At 65.7% G+C, this 15804-nt stretch carries 16 protein-coding genes, 1 tRNA gene and 1 pseudogene; 11 read left to right on the top strand and 7 right to left on the bottom strand.

The window, feature by feature from the left end; all coding sequences use genetic code 11:
- The 3 genes from AC1DS3_RS13800 to ispB form a co-directional block, all read right to left on the bottom strand.
- Positions 1-732, bottom strand: a 732-nt coding sequence (locus tag AC1DS3_RS13800) for a GspE/PulE family protein (RefSeq protein WP_477127371.1), incomplete at its 3' end; no start/stop codon positions are given.
- A 243-nt stretch (positions 733-975) separates the two neighbouring features.
- Positions 976-1052: transfer RNA gene (locus AC1DS3_RS13795), tRNA-Pro, on the bottom strand.
- A 111-nt stretch (positions 1053-1163) separates the two neighbouring features.
- Positions 1164-2093, bottom strand: coding sequence for an octaprenyl diphosphate synthase (ispB, locus tag AC1DS3_RS13790; protein ID WP_441634028.1), 930 nt, complete (start codon positions 2091-2093; stop codon positions 1164-1166).
- 572 nt (positions 2094-2665) lie between these two features.
- On the opposite strand from ispB, the gene rplU reads away from it, so the two are divergent.
- The 4 genes and pseudogenes from rplU (at position 2666) to proB (ending at position 5399) form a co-directional block, all read left to right on the top strand.
- Positions 2666-2977 (top strand): 50S ribosomal protein L21, encoded by a 312-nt coding sequence (gene rplU, locus AC1DS3_RS13785; RefSeq protein WP_006162510.1) that lies wholly within the window; start codon positions 2666-2668, stop codon positions 2975-2977.
- A gap of 70 nt (positions 2978-3047) precedes the next feature.
- A complete protein-coding gene (rpmA, locus tag AC1DS3_RS13780) occupies positions 3048-3308 on the top strand; it encodes a 50S ribosomal protein L27 (protein WP_006162509.1) in 261 nt (86 codons plus the stop codon).
- A 63-nt stretch (positions 3309-3371) separates the two neighbouring features.
- Positions 3372-4241, top strand: a pseudogene (gene cgtA / locus AC1DS3_RS13775) (Obg family GTPase CgtA); the annotation flags it as partial.
- Positions 4242-4280: 39 nt separating this feature from the next.
- Entirely contained in the window at positions 4281-5399 is a 1119-nt protein-coding gene (gene proB, locus AC1DS3_RS13770) for a glutamate 5-kinase (RefSeq protein WP_441633929.1), read from the top strand.
- A gap of 97 nt (positions 5400-5496) precedes the next feature.
- Here the strand turns inward: proB and AC1DS3_RS13765 are convergent, their stop codons facing one another.
- On the bottom strand, positions 5497-6126 hold the full coding sequence (locus tag AC1DS3_RS13765; RefSeq protein WP_441633927.1) for a CNP1-like family protein: 630 nt from the start codon (positions 6124-6126) through the stop codon (positions 5497-5499).
- Positions 6119-6781 carry an RNA pyrophosphohydrolase gene (locus tag AC1DS3_RS13760; protein WP_043349734.1) on the bottom strand — a complete coding sequence of 221 codons (663 nt, stop codon included), beginning with the start codon at positions 6779-6781 and terminating at the stop codon, positions 6119-6121. Before AC1DS3_RS13760 ends, AC1DS3_RS13765 begins: the two co-directional genes overlap by 8 nt.
- 184 nt (positions 6782-6965) lie before the next feature.
- On the opposite strand from AC1DS3_RS13760, the gene AC1DS3_RS13755 reads away from it, so the two are divergent.
- The 6 genes from AC1DS3_RS13755 to AC1DS3_RS13730 all read left to right on the top strand — a co-directional run bounded on the left by AC1DS3_RS13755 (position 6966) and on the right by AC1DS3_RS13730 (position 12728).
- Complete coding sequence (locus AC1DS3_RS13755) at positions 6966-8687, top strand: proline--tRNA ligase (protein WP_477127370.1); 1722 nt, start codon at positions 6966-6968, stop codon at positions 8685-8687.
- Positions 8688-8692: 5 nt separating this feature from the next.
- Positions 8693-9457, top strand: a complete 765-nt coding sequence (locus AC1DS3_RS13750; RefSeq protein WP_477127369.1) for a transglycosylase SLT domain-containing protein — start codon at positions 8693-8695, stop codon at positions 9455-9457.
- Entirely contained in the window at positions 9454-10356 is a 903-nt protein-coding gene (locus AC1DS3_RS13745) for a 2OG-Fe(II) oxygenase (protein ID WP_477127368.1), read from the top strand. Before AC1DS3_RS13750 ends, AC1DS3_RS13745 begins: the two co-directional genes overlap by 4 nt.
- The gene (locus AC1DS3_RS13740; RefSeq protein ID WP_441633919.1) at positions 10356-11195 is read left to right on the top strand and encodes a helix-turn-helix domain-containing protein; all 840 of its coding nucleotides are present in this window, start codon (positions 10356-10358) and stop codon (positions 11193-11195) included. The genes AC1DS3_RS13745 and AC1DS3_RS13740 overlap by 1 nt, the downstream gene beginning before the upstream one ends.
- A 100-nt stretch (positions 11196-11295) precedes the next feature.
- Positions 11296-11982 carry a LysE family translocator gene (locus AC1DS3_RS13735; protein WP_441633917.1) on the top strand — a complete coding sequence of 229 codons (687 nt, stop codon included), beginning with the start codon at positions 11296-11298 and terminating at the stop codon, positions 11980-11982.
- Between the two features lie 125 nt (positions 11983-12107).
- Positions 12108-12728 (top strand): LysE family translocator, encoded by a 621-nt coding sequence (locus AC1DS3_RS13730; RefSeq protein WP_441633915.1) that lies wholly within the window; start codon positions 12108-12110, stop codon positions 12726-12728.
- A gap of 20 nt (positions 12729-12748) precedes the next feature.
- Here the strand turns inward: AC1DS3_RS13730 and AC1DS3_RS13725 are convergent, their stop codons facing one another.
- Both AC1DS3_RS13725 and ffh read right to left on the bottom strand, forming a co-directional pair.
- Positions 12749-13291: a hypoxanthine-guanine phosphoribosyltransferase gene (locus tag AC1DS3_RS13725; RefSeq protein ID WP_017224402.1), complete on the bottom strand. Its 543-nt coding sequence runs from the start codon at positions 13289-13291 to the stop codon at positions 12749-12751.
- Positions 13292-13369: 78 nt separating this feature from the next.
- The gene (gene ffh / locus AC1DS3_RS13720) at positions 13370-14764 is read right to left on the bottom strand and encodes a signal recognition particle protein (RefSeq protein ID WP_441633913.1); all 1395 of its coding nucleotides are present in this window, start codon (positions 14762-14764) and stop codon (positions 13370-13372) included.
- Positions 14765-14867: 103 nt separating this feature from the next.
- Here ffh and AC1DS3_RS13715 point away from each other — a divergent pair, with 103 nt between their 5' ends.
- Positions 14868-15803, top strand: coding sequence for a cytochrome C assembly family protein (locus tag AC1DS3_RS13715; RefSeq protein WP_441633911.1), 936 nt, complete (start codon positions 14868-14870; stop codon positions 15801-15803).
- Position 15804 lies beyond the last annotated feature (1 nt).

Genomic DNA, 15804 nt, shown 5'->3' with positions numbered 1-15804 from the left:
GTCCAGGCGCGACAGCACCTTGATCCGGGTGGAGATCTTGTCGCGGATGTCCACCGGCGGCCGTGCCACTTCCTGCAGCACGCCATCCACCCGGAAGCGGATGCGGTAGAAGGTCTCGAACGGCTCGAAGTGAAGATCGGAGGCGCCGCGATGGAAGGCTTCGGTCAACAGCTTGTGCAGGAATCGAACCACGGGCGCGTCGTCGATGTCGGCCGCGGTCTTGTTGCGCAGCGCCCCGGCGGATGCCACCGGGTCGTAGTCGATCATCTTGCGCTCGACATGGCCCGGGCCGATCGACTTGATCGTGCCGCCGCTGTCGTCGGAAGCCGAGCGCACGTATTGCATCAGCTTGTCGTGCTCGACCACGACGGGTTCCACCGGCAGGTTGTATTTCTGCTTGATGGCGTCCAGCCCGGCCTGGTTGCCCGGGTCGGACAACGCCAGCACCAGGCGGTTCTCGCGCCGGCCCAGCGGCAGCAGGCGGTGCGCGTGGAACTCGCGATTGCCCGCCAGTGCCGGCGGCACCTTGTTGAGGTTGTACTGATTCAGATCGACCAGCGGCAGCTGATACTTATCAGCCGCGAAGATCGCCACATCATGTGCAGTCATGGTGCCGCTGGCGATGATCTCGTCGATCAGCTGCGACTTTTTTTCTCGTGCCGACTGTTCAAGCTGGGCGAGCAGGGCCGGCGCGATACGCCGGCTCTGTGCAAGAGCTAGACCAAGTGTCATGGCAAAAAACGATTGGCCGCAAGCGGCCGAGGACCCCGAATCGGGGCAGTTTGCCGCCGGGGTCACTTTTTGTAAAGGCGCACCGGACAGGGTGTTGGCGTTTGCACGACACGGGCGCAACCCTACTTGCGCGGGGGGATGGGGAAGGGGTGGAAATCAGGATTGGCGAGCCGGACACGCCAATGAAAAAAGGCCGCACATTGCTGTGCGGCCTTTCTTGTACGGTCTCGGGGACCGTGAAACTGGTCGGGGTGAGAGGATTCGAACCTCCGGCCTCTACGTCCCGAACGTAGCGCTCTACCAGGCTAAGCTACACCCCGTTTATTTTTCTCTGCGTTGCCTGCCTAATTACTGCTGCAGCGCGAAAGCACACAAGTGTAGCAGCCTTTTTTCCGGAATGGAAGAGGGCGCCGGCACGGCGCGCCTTGGCATCAGGACTGCCGTTGCAGCGAGAACGCGCACAGGTCGATCAGCGTTTGCTTCAGTGGGGAGTCGGGGAACTGCTGGGCGGCTTTCTCCGCAGCTTCGGCTTCGCGCTGGGCTGCCTGGAAGGTGACCTCGAGCGCGCCGCTGGCGTGGATCGCGGTGAACACCGCATCGAAATGCTCGGTGCCGCCTTGCACGATGGCTTCGCGAGCCAGTGTGCGTTGTTCCGCAGTGCCGTGCTCGAGCAGGTGCAGCAGCGGCAGGGTGGGCTTGCCTTCACGCAGGTCGTCGCCGGCATTCTTGCCCATCTGCTCGGCGCTGGCGGTGTAGTCCAGCATGTCGTCAATCAGCTGGAATGCGGTGCCGATGCGCCGCCCGTACTCCGCGGCAGCTTCTTCGGTGGCCGCGTCCGCACCGGCCAGCACAGCGCCGAGCTGGGCCGAGGCTTCGAAGAGCTTGGCGGTCTTGTAGCGGATCACCTGCAGGTAGCGCTCCACCGTGACCTCGGGATCGTGCATGTTCAGCAACTGCAGCACTTCGCCTTCGGCGATGACATTGGTGGCATTGGAGAGGATCTCCATAATGCGCATGCTGCCGGCGTCCACCATCATCTGGAAGGCGCGGGAATAGAGGAAGTCGCCTACCAGCACGCTCGCGGCGTTGCCGAAGACCGCGTTGGCGGTCTGGCGGCCGCGGCGCAGCTCCGACTCGTCGACGACGTCGTCGTGCAGCAGCGTGGCCGTATGGATGAACTCGACCACCGCGGCCAGTTCGTGGTGCCGGTTGCCGTCGTAACCGAAGGCCCGTGCGGACAGCAGCAGGATCACCGGGCGCAGGCGCTTGCCGCCCGCACTGATGATGTACTCGCCGATCTGCTCGATCAGGGGCACTTCCGAAGCGAGGCGCTGGCGGATAACCGAATCAACGGCGCGCATGTCGGCAGCGACCGGGGCAAGCAAGGCAGTGGCGGAAGACTGGGACAAGATGTTCACCGTTACGCAAAACCCGTCGATTATAAGCGATGCGGGTGTATGTATGTCCCCTGAACGGGGGGTGCGGCAAGGCGAGCGGGCGTTGCGCGCGCAAAGCGGGTGTGGCGGTCCCGTGCACCTATAATGCCGCCATGACCCAGCCACCTTCCTCCTCGCGCCGCCAGCTCCGGCGCACCGCACTGTGGGCAGCTTTCGCCGCCCTGGCGGGTTTCCTGCTCGCGGATCTGATCTGACCCGGGTGGGCGGAGAAGTGCTTCAGGCGGCGCCGCGCGGCGCCGGGCAGGCTATGTGTCTGTTTTCTTTGTACTTTTCCCGGCTTTGGTATAGAATCGTGGGTTTCCTCCGGCCGCTTTGTATTGTCTGCAGATGCGCTGGTGGGAGATAACCGGGCCAATTGGGCCGTCCGGCTTGTCTGTTTTCCCTGTCCTGGTCGTTGCCTGGATCGGGATGAAACGGACGCAAGGGCGCGCCGGCGTTGGCTTTCGGCGTTTTATTTCACATCGAGAGGTTCGACAATGTACGCGGTCGTAAAAACCGGCGGCAAGCAATATAAGGTTGCTGCTGGCGAAAAACTTAAAGTAGAACAGATACCGGCAGACATTGGCGCAGAAATCACGCTCGACCAGGTGCTCGCAGTGGGCGCAGGCGACCAACTCAAGTTTGGTACGCCGCTGGTTAGCGGGGCTTCCGTCAAGGCTACCGTTATCTCCCAAGGTCGTCACGATAAGGTKAAGATCTTCAAGATGCGCCGTCGCAAGCACTATCAAAAGCGTCAAGGCCATCGTCAAAATTACACCGAGCTGCGCATCGAAGAGATCATTGGCTGAGCCAGCGCTCAGTCATCGTCGAAATCGAATTCAAGCGTAACTAGGTAAAGTAAAGCGACAGGAGTTAGTCATGGCACAGAAAAAGGGCGGCGGTTCCACACGGAACGGCCGCGATTCCGAATCGAAGCGTCTGGGCGTCAAGGTGTTTGGTGGTCAAGCCATCAACGCCGGCAGCATCATCGTGCGTCAGCGCGGTACCCGCGTGCACCCGGGCGATAACGTTGGCATTGGCAAGGATCACACCCTCTTTGCTCTCGTCGACGGCCACGTGCAGTTCGCCGTCAAGGGCGCTGCCAAGAAGCAGCAGGTCAGCGTCGTTCCGGCAGTCTGATCACAGCCTTTGCAGCATGAAGGCCCCGCAGTACTTGCGGGGCTTTTTCTTTTCTGGCGACAATGCTATGGCGCGGGCGGCGAAGATGTGAACCTGCGCATGCCGGTCGGCACGCAGATCCTCGACATGGATTCCGGCGAGCTGATCGCCGACCTGACCGAACACGGCCAGACCGTTTGCCTGGCCGAGGGTGGCCTGGGCGGCTGGGGTAACCTGCACTTCAAGTCCAGTACCAACCGCGCGCCCCGCCAGCAGGTGGACGGCAAGCCGGGCGAGCGCCGCATGATCAAGCTGGAGCTGAAGGTGCTGGCCGACGTGGGCCTGCTGGGCATGCCGAACGCCGGCAAGTCGACCTTTATCTCGCACATTTCCAATGCGCGCCCGAAGGTGGCCGATTATCCCTTCACCACCCTGCATCCCAACCTGGGCGTGGTGCGGGTCGATCACGAGCAGTCCTTCGTGGTGGCCGACATCCCCGGCCTGATCGAAGGCGCTGCGGAAGGCGCCGGGCTGGGCCATCAGTTCCTGCGCCATTTGCAGCGCACGGGGCTGTTGCTGCATATCGTCGACCTGGCGCCGTTCGATGAAGCCGTGGACCCGGTGGCCGAAGCCCGCGCCATCGTCAACGAGCTGAAGAAGTATGACGAAAGCCTGTACGAAAAGCCGCGTTGGCTGGTATTGAACAAGTTGGACGTGGTGCCCGAGGAAGAGCGCGATGCGCGCGTCAAGGACTTCGTCAAGCGCTACAAGTGGAAGGRCCCGGTGTTCCGCATCTCCGCCCTGACCGGCGAAGGCTGCCGCGAACTGATCTACGCGATCAAGGATCACCTGGCCGCGATCAAGGCCGAGGAAGTCGCCGCGCTGGCGGAGCCGGACATCCGCCTGGATGACCGCCTGCACAACGTCGACCAGTCCGGCGGCGAGCAGAATTAACGACAAGAACAGCAGCACCCAGCAGACAGGATTCCCGCCATGCAATCGGTCATCGCCCAGGCAAAACGTATCGTCGTGAAGGTTGGGTCCAGCCTGGTGACCAACGACGGCAAGGGCCTCGATCACGAGGCCATCGCCCGTTGGGCGGCACAGATCGCCAAGCTGCGCATGGCCGGCAAGGAAGTCGTGCTGGTCAGCTCCGGCGCCATCGCCGAGGGCATGCAGCGCCTCGGCTGGGTGCGCCGCCCCAAGGAAATCCACGAACTGCAGGCCGCCGCGGCGGTGGGCCAGATGGGCCTGGCCCAGGTCTACGAAAGCCAGTTCGGCCGCTACGGCATCCGCACCGCCCAGGTGCTGCTGACCCATGCCGACCTGGCTGACCGCGAGCGCTACCTCAATGCGCGCTCGACCCTGCTGACCCTGCTGTCGCTGGGTGTCGTGCCCATCATCAACGAGAACGACACCGTGGTCACCGACGAAATCAAGTTTGGCGACAACGACACCCTGGGTGCGCTCGTCACCAACCTGATTGAAGGCGACGCGCTGGTGATCCTGACCGACCAGCGGGGCCTCTATACCGCCGACCCCCGCAGCAACCCGCAGGCCCAGTTCGTGGACGAGGCGCTGGCTGGCGCGGTGGAGCTCGAGGCCATGGCCGGCGGCGCCGGCACGTCGATTGGCCGCGGCGGCATGCTGACCAAGATTCTGGCCGCCAAGCGCGCCGCCAAGTCGGGCGCGCATACCGTGATCGCATCCGGGCGCGAAGCCAATGTGCTGGAGCGGCTGGCCGGGGGTGAGGGCATCGGTACGCAACTGCTGGCCCCCACTGGCCGCCTGACCGCGCGCAAGCAATGGATGGCCGACCACCTGCAGTTGCGCGGGCGGGTGGTGATCGATGCCGGCGCGGTGGACAAGCTCACCAGCGGCGGCAAGTCGCTGCTGCCGATCGGCGTGGTGGAAGTGCAGGGCGAGTTCGCGCGCGGCGAGGTCATTGCCTGCATCGACGCGGCGGGCCATGAGGTGGCGCGCGGCATCACCAACTACGCCAGCTCGGAAGCCAAGCTGATCGCACGCAAGCCCTCGTCCGAGATCGAGCGGGTGCTTGGCCACCAGAACGAGCACGAGCTGATCCATCGGGACAACCTGGTACTGGTTTGAGCGGACAGATTGTTCCGAGGCACGATGCAAAAAAGCCCGCGATCGCTCGCGGGCTTTTTGCATCGTCCGGCGCCGTACTACCGCGCCGTTGCCGCCATCAACGCGTGATCGCGCTCTTGCGCGGCGCTTCGCCACGCAATTCCTTGACGATGTCCTGCGCCTTGCCTGCCGCAGAGCGGCCCTCGCACAGGAAATCCTTGGCCAGCGCCGCGCCATAGTTATTGCGCGCGATGCCTGTCAGCTGGACCCAGCCAGCGCGGTCGTCGGTGCGGTTGCGGACCCACTCGGTCGCGCCCCTGGGCAAGGTGGCGTACATCTTGCGCTCGAAGGTGTCGCAGCGTATGGCCTCGAAGCTCACATTGCGCATGCCGCCGGCACCGGTGATGACCACCGTATAACGCACCGCGCCGTCCGCGCCCACGGCCACAGACTTGCCGTCGACGGCGAAGGTAAAGTTGCCGGCGGGGCTGACTTCGAACGGGATCAGGTCCGCATCCCGCGGCAGCGCAGGCAGCGCTGTCTCCACTTCCTTGAATTCCTTCGCGGCGAACGGATCGAGGATGCTGAACTCTTTCTTCGGCGTGTAATCCTCGGATTCGTCCGGCATGGGCACATGCTGCGGCTTGGACGTGCTGCCGCAGCCGGCCAGGCCAAGGCAAAGGGTTGCAGCCAGCAAGCAGGCGGCGGGCAGGCTCGGGCGCAAGCCGCGGCCGGCAAAATCAATCATCGGTACTCCGTTCTGTGGACGCCGGCTGGGCCGGCGAAATTGGGCCCGGATCGTGGGCCAGGTCCTGATGCACCAGGTCCGGAACGCTGTCGGGATGCTCGTCCAGCCCCGCGCGAGCATAACCTGCACGCACCGAACCGTGCCGGCCATGGGTGCCGTAGGGGCTCAGCGGCGCACGGGTATTGCGCTGCAGGAAGCGGGACAACTCGGTCAGCGCGAGTTGGTAGACATCGCGCTTGAACTCGATGACAGCGTCTAGCGGGACCCAGTAATGGCTCCAGCGCCAGGCATCGAACTCCGGGTGGTCGGTGGCGCGCAGGCGGATGTCGCAATCGCGGCCCGCCATGCGCAACAGGAACCAAATCTGCTTCTGTCCCCTGTAATGGCCGCGGATTTCGCGGCGGATGAACTTGTCCGGCACCTCATAACGCAGCCAGTCGCGTGTGCGACCGACAATCCTGACATGCTCGGGCAGCAGACCGACTTCTTCATGTAGCTCGCGGTACATCGCCTGTTCCGGCGTTTCGCCGTATTTGATGCCGCCTTGAGGAAACTGCCACGAATGTTCGCCGATGCGCTTGCCCCAGAACACCTCGTTCCGTGCGTTGATGAGGATGATGCCGACGTTCGGGCGAAAGCCTTCACGATCGAGCATGACTGCACCTCGAATCCTTTAGAATTAGGTTGATTATAAAGGAAGCGCGTAATGGGGCTTTGTGCAACGGGGTGCTGGTTTTCCCTGGGCAAAAAGCGCCGCATAATGCACGCGCGCCACGGATTCGCGCCATCTCGCCCCCGGCACCTGCCAGGGCGTGCATGGCCTCACGAGAAAGCAACGGATGAAAGCCTCGCAATTCTTCATTTCCACCCAAAAGGAAGCCCCTTCCGACGCGGAAATCGTGTCGCACAAGTTGATGATGCGAGCCGGCATGATCAAGAAGCTTGGCGCCGGCATCTATAACTACATGCCGGTCGGCCTGCGGGTGATCCGCAAGGTGGAAGCCATCGTGCGCGAGGAAATGAACCGCGCCGGCGCGGTCGAGCTGTCGATGCCGGTGATTCAGCCTGCCGAGCTGTGGCAGGAAACCGGCCGCTGGGACAAGATGGGCCCCGAGCTGCTGCGCCTGAAGGACCGCCACGAGCGCGACTTTGCCGTGCAGCCCACCTCCGAAGAGGTGGTGACGGACATCGCCCGCAGCGAAATCCGCAGCTACAAGCAACTGCCGATCAATTTCTACCAGATCCAGACCAAGTTCCGCGACGAGCGCCGGCCGCGCTTTGGCATCATGCGCGGGCGCGAGTTCACCATGAAGGACGCTTACTCCTTCGATCGTGACGCCGCTGGCCTGAAGGTGTCCTACGACAAGATGTTCGACGCCTACGTGCGCATCTTCCAGCGTTTCGGCCTGGAATTCCGTGCCGTCGCGGCCGACAACGGCGCTATCGGCGGCTCCGGCTCGCACGAGTTCCACGTGATCGCCGAGACCGGCGAAGACGCCATCGTCTACTGCCCCGACTCGGACTACGCCGCCAACATGGAAGCGGCCGAGGCCCTGCCGCTGCTGGCCCAGCGCGCCGCGCCGGCTGAAGCCATGGTCAACACGCCCACCCCGGGCAAGGCCAAGTGCGAGCACGTGGCCGAGCTGCTTGGCATCCCGCTGGCGCGCACGGTCAAGTCGATCGTGCTGGCCACCGAAGGCGAGGCCGGCGTGCAGATCTGGCTGCTGCTGCTGCGTGGCGACCATGAGCTCAACGAGATCAAGGCGTCCAAGGTGGCCGGCCTGGCCGAGTTMCGCTTCGCGACCGAGTCCGAGATCGTCGAGACTTTCGGCACGCCCCCGGGCTACCTGGGCCCCATCGGCGCCAAGAAGCCCGTCAACGTGGTGGCGGACCGCACGGTCGCCAACATGAGCGACTTCGTCTGCGGCGCCAACGAACGCGACTACCACCTGACCGGCGTGAACTGGGGCCGCGACCTGCCCGAGCCTGTGGTGGCTGACCTGCGCAACGTGGTGGAAGGCGACGTTTCGCCGGACGGCAAGGGCACGCTCGCCATCTGCCGCGGCATTGAAGTCGGCCACGTGTTCATGCTCGGCACGCGCTATTCGGAATMGATGGGCGCCACCTTCCTGGACGAGAACGGCAAGACCCAGCCCATGCAGATGGGCTGCTACGGCATCGGCGTGACCCGTATCCTGGGCKCCGCCATCGAGCAGAACTTCGACGAGCGCGGCATCATCTGGCCSGCYKCGATCGCCCCGTTCGCGGTGGTGGTCTGCCCGGTYGGCTACGATCGCTCCGAGGCCGTCAAGGCCGAGGCCGACCGTATCCATGCTGAGCTGCTGGCGGCCGGCGTCGATGTGATCCTGGACAACCGCGGCGAGCGGCCCGGCGCCATGTTTGCCGACTGGGAGCTGATTGGCGTGCCGCACCGCGTGGTGGTGGGCGACCGTGGCCTGAAGGAAGGCCGCGTGGAGTACCAGGGTCGGCGCGATGCCGAAGCCACCCAGCTGGCGGTCGCGGACGTGGTTGCCCACGTGCGCGGGCTGTTGTCCGCCTGAGCGCCATGCGTCTCCTGGACCCGCTGCGTCTGCCGGGCCTGTTCCCGGGCCGCCTTGGCGTGGCGCGGGCCAGTGCCGGCTTGCTGCTGGTGCTCAGCGCCGCCGCCCACGCCGGGGCCCAGAAGGAAGAGGACCTGGCCGACTCGGTGCGCGGCGCGCTGGCCGCGGCCATTGCCGACAGCCGCCCGCTGCGCCCGGCCTTTGCCACTGGCGGAGAGCAGCTGGCCTACCTCAAGTGGCTGGAAGAAATGTCGCACCGGCTCGCCGGGCGCATCCCCGAGCCGCAGGTGCGCATCGAACTGATCGAGACCGCTTACTACGAGGCCAAGCGCGCCGGGCTGGAACCGGCGCTGGTGCTAGGCCTGGTGCAGGTCGAGAGCAATTTCCGCAAATACGCAATCAGCTCGGCCGGTGCCCGCGGGCTGATGCAGGTGATGCCCTTCTGGGTGCGCAGCATCGGCGACAGCGACAGCCGCAAGCTGTTCCACCTGCAGAGCAACCTGCGCTACGGCTGCACCATCCTGCGCTACTACCTGGACCGCGAGCAGGGCGACCTGTTCCTGGCGCTGKGCCGGTATAACGGCAGCCGCGGCCGCCCCGACTATCCCAATGCGGTGCTGGCAGCGTGGAAGCGCTGGCAGTATTCCGAAGCCACGGTCACCGTCGCCGGCGACCCCGAAGCCGGCACGGGCACCCGCAGCCGCGTGGTGCCGCCCGAAGCGCCGGCGCGCAACCCGTTTTCGCCGCAGCGGCTGGCCAATCCATCATGAGCAACACCCGCGCCACCAGCGCCACTGGCGACACCGCCGGCAAGGCGGGCTACACCAGTTCCTCGGCGGACCTGGAACGCTGGCTGCGGCGCCATATCGGGCAGGGCTTTGGCGCCGAGGCGCTGGTGCAGTCGATGTGCCAGTCCGGCTACGAGCAGGCCTTCGCGCAAGCCACCGTGGCCGCGGAGCTGGGCATCGGCAAGCCGGCCGGGCGCGCAGGGGACCAGGCTGGCGGCCGTGACCAATCCGGCGCGCAAGGCAGGCGCAACGCGGCGCATTTCGCCGGCCGCGAGATTCCCATCTTGTTCACGCTCGCGGCACCGCACGTGACCCTGTACCAGCAACTCCTGACCGATGCCGAGTGCGACGCCCTGGTGGAGCTGGCGCGCGGCCGCCTGGTGCGCTCACCCGTGATCAACCCCGACACCGGCGACGAGAACCTGATCGAGGCGCGCACCAGCCTGGGCGCGATGTTCCAGGTCGGCGAGCATGCGCTGATCGAGCGCATCGAGGACTGCATCGCCGCCGTGACCGGGATCGCCGCGGACCGCGGTGAAGGCCTGCAGATCCTCAACTACAAGCCTGGCGGCGAGTACCAGCCGCACTACGATTTCTTTAACCCGCAGCGCCCAGGCGAGGCGCGCCAGCTCAAGGTCGGCGGGCAACGCGTCGCCACCGTGGTGATCTACCTGAACAGCCCGCCGGCGGGTGGCGCCACGGCCTTCCCCAAGCTTGGCCTGGAGGTGGCGCCGGTCAAGGGCAATGCGGTCTATTTCAGCTATCGCAAGTCCGACGGCGCGCTGGACGAGCGTACCCTGCATGCCGGCCTGCCCGTTGCAGCGGGCGAGAAATGGATCGCCACCAAGTGGCTGCGCGAACGCCCGTACCGGACCGACTGATGCGCGCCGGCAACACCGCAGGGCAGGCGCGCTACTGGTTCGATCCCGCCATGCCGTACGTCGAGAGCCGCTGCGCCAGCGACAGCGGCGCGGCCTACCTGCCACATACCCATCCCACCTTGTCGATTGGCGCTGTCGATGGTGGCCACAGCCTGTTTGGCACCGAGACCGAGTCGGTACGGCTGGCGCCCGGCGACGTGGTGGTGATCCCGGCCGGGCAGGTGCACGCCTGCAATCCGGAGCCCGACGCGCGCTGGAGCTACCAGATGCTGCACCTGGACCCGGCATGGGTGGGCGCGGTGCTGGAGGCGCGTGGCGTGGCGGTGTTGCCCGCGGCGCTGGCGCGGGTGCGCGTCACCAGCGCGCCAGATACCTATGCCAGCCTGTGCCGGCTGAACGATGTGCTGTTCTCCGCAGCCCCGCAGGCCACCAAGGAAGCGGCGCTAGGCGGCTTCGTGGCCGCGCTGCTCGGCGGTGCCGACCAGCGCCAGGCGGTGCGCGCGCCACGCCAGCCAGTCACGCCGGAGGCCCGGCTAGCGGGCCTGGTCGCGCTCCTGCATGCGCATCACGCGGAGCCGCTGCCGCTGGCGGAACTGGCGCGCGGCGCCGGCATGAGCCGCTACCAGTTGATCCGCGCCTTCCGGGCCGACCTCGGCATGACCCCGCATGCCTACCAGCTGGATCTGCGCATCAACCACGCGCGCCAGCTGCTGCGCGCGGGCGGGGCGCCGGCGGAGATCGCCCAGGTGCTGGGCTTTTCCGACCAGAGCCACTTCCAGCGCGCCTTCAAGCAGCGCGTGGCGCTGACGCCGCGCAGCTATCAGCGCCGCAGCGGCTGAGCCGCCACGCGCGGCTTGAAGGCGCGCAATTTTCTCCAATACTAGCCACCCCCTCGCGGCCCAGACTTCGTGCTTCATCCGAAGACACGAAAGGACTGGCGTGGATTTCCCTGTTGATTCCGGCCTCGGCCAATTTGCCATGGTGGCGGGCGCGCATTTTCTTGCACTGCTCAGCCCGGGCCCTGACTTTTTCCTGGTAGTGCGCAGCGCGCTGGTGCATGGCGTGGGCCGCGCCAGCGCCGTCTGCCTGGGCATCGCGCTGGGAAACGGCGTGTTCATCGGGCTGGCCATCACCGGGCTGGCTGCTACCCGCGCCAGCCAAGGCGTGTTCATGCTGCTGCAGTGGGCAGGTTGCCTGTACCTGGCGTGGCTGGGCTGGCGGCTGCTGCGTGCCAGCGGCGAGACGACGCTGCCCGGCGCAGATGGCGCAGATGGCGCAAACGGCACAGGTAGCCAGCAAGTGCAGGGCACCGGCCACGCGGCGTACGCGGCGCAACTTGTGACGGGCTTCCTGTCCGCCGTGCTCAATCCCAAGAATGCACTGTTCTACGCCAGCCTGTTCTCGGTGCTGGCCGGCACCCGCACGCCGCTGGCAGCACAGCTGGGCTACGGCGCCTGGATGTTTGCCATGGTCTTCGGTTGGGACATGCTGGTGGCCTGGGGCGTGCGCCATCCGCTGGTGCGCACGCGTTTTACCCGCTCGGTCCGCGGCGTGGAGCGGGCTACCGGCGTGGTGCTGTGGGGGATCGCGCTAGTGGTGGCGGCGAACGCGCTCAATGCGACATAAGGCGGCATGATGCGGCTGCTACTCGCCAAGCCGTATCGCCAGTTTTCTGGTCAACTGTACCGGTACTGTACAGTTTTGCATGGCTAGACTAGCTCCATTCCTTTTCGTATTCGATGGAGCCAGTCATGGCAGTGCCCCAGCTTGTTGCCGGATCCGGCGTGTTTGCCGCGTTCTGCGCGTTTGCCCTCGTGTCGTCGATCACCCCGGGGCCCAACAACACCATGGTGCTGGCTTCGGGCGTGAATTTCGGCTTTGCCCGCACAGTGCCCCATGTGCTGGGCATCAGCATCGGCTTTGGCCTGATGGTGGCGGTGGTCGGCCTCGGGCTGGGCTCGCTGTTCGCGGTGTTTCCGTGGACCTGGCAGGCGCTGCGCGTTGTGGCGGTGGTCTATCTCACCTGGCTGGCGTGGAAGCTGGCGACCGCGGGCGGCGTCCAGGACCAGGAGGTGGGCAAGCCCATGGGCTTCCTGGCGGCCGCCGCGTTCCAGTGGGTCAATCCCAAGGCTTGGGTGATGGCGGTGGGCGCTTGCAGTACCTACGTGCTGCACGGCAATGTCTGGCTCAATGTGTTGCTGCTGTCCGGCCTGTTCGCCGTGATCAACCTGCCCAGCGTGGCGATGTGGGCCGTGTTCGGCTCGGCCATGCGGCGCTGGCTGGCGCAGCCCCGGGTGCTGCGCCTGTTCAACGTGGCGATGGCGCTGTTGCTGCTGGCCTCGCTGTGGCCGATCGTCAGCGCCAGGCCGTAACGCGCAGACCGGGCAAGGCCTTAGCGCAAGGCCCGGATGGCGGGCAGGTTGCGCCAGTAGCCATGGGCGTCCATGCCGCAGCCGAAGACATAGCGCTCGGGCACGGTGAAGCCGCAGAAGTCCGGGTGCATGGGTTTTGCCTTTTGCAGCACTTTTTCGCACAGCACGGCGGCATAGACATTGGTCGCGCCCATATCCATGATGCGCTGGCGGATGGCCGCCATGGTCTCGCCTTCGTCCAGGATGTCGTCCAGCACCAGCACCGTGCGGCCCTTGACCGATTCGCGCGGCGCCACGCGCCATTGCATCTCGCCGCCAACGGTCTTGTTGTTGTAGCGCGAGAGGTGGATGTAGTCGAACTCCAGCGGGAACGCCAGCTTGGGCAGCAGCATGCCGGTGAAGACGACTGCGCCGCCCATTACCGACAGCACCAGCGGGAAGGTATCGCCCATCTTTTCCGTGATCTCGCCCGCCATGCGGTCCAGCGACGCCTGGACGGCCTCGGCGCTGACGATTTCCTCGGAGTTGGCCCACAGTTCGCGGGCCTGTTCGGCGGTCATCATGATGTGGATCCTGTCTCAGTCTTTGTCTTTTGCGGGTGACGCGGCGCCCGGGGAGCGGGCACCGCCGTGCCAGACGGCCTAGCGGTTGAAGAGTCCCTTCATGCCGCCCTTCATCGCGCCCATCGAGCGCATCATCTTCATCATGCCGCCGCCCTTGAGCTTCTTCATCATGCTCTGCATCTGGTCGAACTGGTTGAGCAGGCGGTTGACTTCCTGCACCGGCACGCCGGCGCCGGTGGCGATGCGGCGCTTGCGGCTGGCCTTGATCAGGTCGGGCTTGGCGCGCTCTGCGGCCGTCATGCTGTTGATGATGCCTTCCATGCGGCGCACCTGCTTCTCGGCCACGTCCATATTGGCGCCCTGCGCCTGCTGGGCGAACTGCGCCGGCAGCTTGTCGACCAGGCTGCCCAGGCCGCCCATCTTCTTCATCTGGCCGATCTGCGCCTTGAAGTCTTCCAGGTCGAAGTCGCCCGTCTTCTTGATCTTCTTGGCCAGCTTCTCGGCCGCTTCCATGTCCACGCCGCGCTGGGCTTCCTCGACCAGCGCGAGGATGTCGCCCATGCCCAGGATCCGCTGKGCCATGCGATCGGGGTAGAAGGGCTCGAGGCCGTCCAGCTTTTCGCCAACACCGACGAACTTGATCGGGCGGCCGGTGATGTGGCGCACCGACAGCGCGGCACCGCCGCGCGCATCGCCGTCCAGCTTGGTCAGCACCACGCCGGTCAGGGGCAGGGCGTCATTGAAGGCGCGCGCGGTGTTGACCGCGTCCTGGCCCAGCATGGCGTCGACCACGAACAGGGTTTCGACCGGCTTGATCTCGGCGTGCAGCGCTTTGATTTCCTGCATCATGGCTTCGTCGATACCCAGGCGGCCTGCCGTGTCGACAATCAGCACATCGTGATAATGCTTGCGGGCCCAGTCCACCGCAGCGCGCGCGATGTCCACCGGTTTCTGGTCGGGCTCGGAGGGGAAGAAATCGGCGCCGACCTGCTCGGATACGGTCTTGAGCTGGGCGATAGCGGCGGGGCGGTAGACGTCGCACGAGACCGTCAGCACCTTTTTCTTCTTGTTTTCTTTCAGCCACTTGGCCAGCTTGCCGACGGTGGTGGTCTTGCCGGCGCCCTGCAGGCCGGCCATCAGGATGATCGCGGGCGGCTGCACCGCCAGGTTCAGCTCGCCGCTCTTGTTGTCGGCGGACAGGCTTTCCTCGCCGCCGATGACGGCGGTCAGCTCGCGCTGCACCACGCCCACCAGCGCCTGGCCCGGCGTCAGGCTGGACACCACGTCCTCGCCCAGTGCCTTTGCCTTCACGCGGGCAATGAATTCCCGCACCACCGGCAAGGCGACGTCGGCCTCCAGCATGGCCAGGCGCACTTCGCGCAGCATTTCGGCGGTATTGGCTTCGGTCAGGCGAGCCTCGCCGCGCATGGTCTTGACGACCCGCGCCAGGCGTTGAGTGAGATTGTCCAGCATGGCAGAAGTCCGGGGGATAGAGCTTGATCGAGGCTTGAGGCTGGCTCTTGGCCCGGCTCAAGCGGGGCGCCACCGGGACGGGGCGCTAAGGTAAACTGTGCAAATGGCCATTGTACTGTATGCCTTGACGGCACTTCTCTATTGCGGCCTGGCCTATCACGGCTGGGCGACGCGCAACCCGCAGCTATCGGCTGCCGGCACCGGCGGTGCCATTGGGGGCGCGGCGACCACCGCGTTGCTGCACGGCGGCGGCGGTGGGGCCGGCGGGCGCGGCGAGGGCCGCCCGGCCTGGTGGCACGCGCTGATGCTGGCCGCGGTGGCCAGCCACGGCCTGCTGCTGCACGAGACCATCTTCCCGGCCGACCGCATGGTGTTCGGCTTTGCCTTTGCGCTGTCGGCCATGCTTTGGCTGGGCGTGGGCATCTACTGGATCGAGAGCTTCTTCTTCTCGCTGGCCGGCCTCGGGCTGATCGTGGTCCCGGTGGCGATGCTCGCGAGCCTGATGCCGCTGGCGTTTCCCGGCGCGCAGATCCTGGGCTACGCGGCGCGGCCGCTGTTCAAGCTGCACTTCATCATTGCCAACGTGGCCTATGGCCTGTTCACGCTGGCGGCCTTCCATGCCTTCCTGATGCTGCTGGCCGAGCGCCGCCTGCATGGCTTCAACCGTTCGCCCCAGGTGGGCAAGACCAGCGAGCCGGCCCAGTGGGTGGGCCGCTGGCTCGACCTGCTGCCGCCACTGCTGACTCTGGAGAAGCTGCTGTTCCGTTTGATTGGCGCCGGCTTCGTGCTGCTGACGCTGACGATCCTGTCGGGCCTGCTGTTCTCCGAGCAACTGTTCGGCCGGGCCTTCCGGCTCGACCACAAGACCGTGTTCGCGCTGCTGTCGTGGGCGATGTTCGCGGGCATCCTGGCCGGGCGCACCTTCTACGGCTGGCGCGGGCGCACCGCGCTGCGCTGGGTGATCGCATCCTTCGGCATCCTGCTGCTGGCTTATGTTGGCAGCCGCTTCGTCATCGAAGTCATACTGCACCGAATCTGAG

It is taken from the genome of Cupriavidus sp. 01L46 (assembly GCF_056399905.1).
The sequence above is the reverse complement of the archived record's forward strand: the minus strand, read 5'-3'. Positions and strand labels throughout refer to the sequence as shown.

Bases quoted from the DNA above. Each gene is read 5' to 3' on its own strand.
- AC1DS3_RS13745 (WP_477127368.1), top strand. From the start codon at position 9,454: ATGAGCAACACCCGCGCCACCAGCGCCACTGGCGACACCGCCGGCAAG.
- AC1DS3_RS13730 (WP_441633915.1), top strand. From the start codon at position 12,108: ATGGCAGTGCCCCAGCTTGTTGCCGGATCCGGCGTGTTTGCCGCGTTC.
- AC1DS3_RS13765 (WP_441633927.1), bottom strand. From the start codon at position 6,126: ATGATTGATTTTGCCGGCCGCGGCTTGCGCCCGAGCCTGCCCGCCGCC.
- rpmA (WP_006162509.1), top strand. From the start codon at position 3,048: ATGGCACAGAAAAAGGGCGGCGGTTCCACACGGAACGGCCGCGATTCC.
- ispB (WP_441634028.1), bottom strand. From the start codon at position 2,093: ATGCGCGCCGTTGATTCGGTTATCCGCCAGCGCCTCGCTTCGGAAGTG.
- AC1DS3_RS13725 (WP_017224402.1), bottom strand. From the start codon at position 13,291: ATGATGACCGCCGAACAGGCCCGCGAACTGTGGGCCAACTCCGAGGAA.
- AC1DS3_RS13760 (WP_043349734.1), bottom strand. From the start codon at position 6,781: ATGCTCGATCGTGAAGGCTTTCGCCCGAACGTCGGCATCATCCTCATC.
- AC1DS3_RS13740 (WP_441633919.1), top strand. From the start codon at position 10,356: ATGCGCGCCGGCAACACCGCAGGGCAGGCGCGCTACTGGTTCGATCCC.
- proB (WP_441633929.1), top strand. From the start codon at position 4,281: ATGCAATCGGTCATCGCCCAGGCAAAACGTATCGTCGTGAAGGTTGGG.
- AC1DS3_RS13715 (WP_441633911.1), top strand. From the start codon at position 14,868: ATGGCCATTGTACTGTATGCCTTGACGGCACTTCTCTATTGCGGCCTG.